1 protein-coding gene is annotated in these 1,805 nt (G+C 68.8%); it reads left to right on the forward strand.

What is annotated here, in order from left to right:
* On the forward strand, positions 1–1,805 hold a 1,805-nt coding region (locus AC1VAN_RS20610; protein WP_480986612.1), incomplete at both ends, for a fimbria/pilus outer membrane usher protein.

Genomic DNA, 1,805 nt, shown 5'->3' on the forward strand with positions numbered 1-1,805 from the left:
GTCCTGCTCAATTACGACCTGTACGGCAGCCGTGTCGACAGCCTCGGCAACCTTACCCTGAGCTCTGAACTGCGGGTGTTCGGCATCGGTACCGGCACCTTCGAGAACACCGCCGTCAGCCGTCGCTACCAGACCGGCGACCGCCACTGGCGCAGCGAAAGCGTACGCCTTGATACGCGCTGGACACTGGATTTCCCGGACAAGGCGCTGACCCTGGAGGTTGGCGACTTCTACAGCGGCTTTGTCGACTGGAGCCGGCCGGTACGCCTGGGCGGCCTGCAGATCGGGCGCAATTACGGGCTGCAGCCGTATCGCGTCCTCACCCCCACCCCGGCCTTCCTCGGCCAGGCGGTGGTGCCATCGACGGTCGAGCTGTATGTCGATGGCCTGCGCCAGTACAGCGGCCAGGTACCGGTCGGGCCGTTCCAGCTGGCGGCGCAGCCGGGCATCAGCGGCACCGGCAGCGCGCAGGTGGTGGTCACCGATGCCTTCGGCCGCATGCAGACCCTGGATTTCAGCTTCTACGGCACCCAGCAGCTGCTGGCCAAGGGTCTGTCGGACTGGTCGCTCGGCGTCGGCCAGCTGCGCGAGCAGTTCGGCGAACGCTCCTTCGCCTATGACGACCGTACCGTGGCAAGCGCCAGCTGGCGCGGCGGCGTCAGCGACACATTCACCGGTGAAGCACATGCCGAGGGCGGCGGCGGCCTGGCGCAGGCCGGCGTGGGTGGCTGGTGGCTGCTGGGCGGCGCCGGCGTGCTCAATGCCGCCTATGCCCACAGCCGCTACCAGGGCCTGCAGGGCGGACAGTGGGCGCTCGGGTACAGCTGGAACAACCGGCGCTTCAATTTCAACCTGCGCAGCGTGCGCAGCCACGGCGACTACCGCGACCTGGGCGCGCTGCAGGCCAACCTGCCGCCCAGCATCAGCGAGCAGGCCACGGTCGGCCTGGACCTGTTGCGCCTGGGCACCCTCAGCGCCAGTTACCTTCGCCTGCGCTACCCCGATGGCGATGACAACCGTTATGCCAGCCTGTTCTGGTCACGCAGCTGGAGCCCGCGCTGGTCGGCCTACCTGTCGGTCAACCAGAACCTGGACGACAGTGATGACCGCAGCGTCTACCTGTCGCTGACCGCAAGCCTGGGCAACAACCGCCAGGCCAGCCTGTCCAGCCAGCGCAATGGCGACCGCCAGAGCTGGGTCGCCGATGTCACCCAGCCGGTCCCGGGCGACGGCAGCGCAGGCGGTATCGGTTGGCGCGCRCAGGTCCGCCACGGCGACGGCGGCAGCGGCGGCCTGGCCGAAGTCGGCATCCTCAACGATGTCGGCCGCTACGCCTTCGGTGCCTCCCGCCAGGCGGGCCTCAACTACGCCTATGGCAGCGCCAGCGGCAGCCTGGTGTGGATGGCCGGGCACACCTTCGCCGCCCGCGAAGTCGCCGATGCCTTCGCCGTGGTCAGCACGAATGGCGTTGGCGGTGTGCCGGTGCGGCTTGAGAACCGCCTGATCGGTGCCACCGACGAGCGTGGCCTGCTGCTGATCAGCCCGCTGCTGTCCTGGCAGCGCAACCGCGTCTCCATCGACACCTTGGACCTGCCAGCGGACATGCGCGCTGATCGCATCGAGGACTGGGTGACACCCCGCCAGCGCGCCGGCACCGGCCTGACCTTCAACCTGCGTTCGCGCGCGTCATTGCGGCTGATCCTGCAGGACATGAGGGGGCAACCGCTGGAGGTGGGCAGCGAAGTGCAGCTGCCCGATGGCCGCCAGGCCACCGTCGGCTACGACGGCCTGCTGTACCTGGAGGA

The sequence above is a fragment of the Stenotrophomonas sp. 05L44_2 genome (assembly GCF_056665995.1).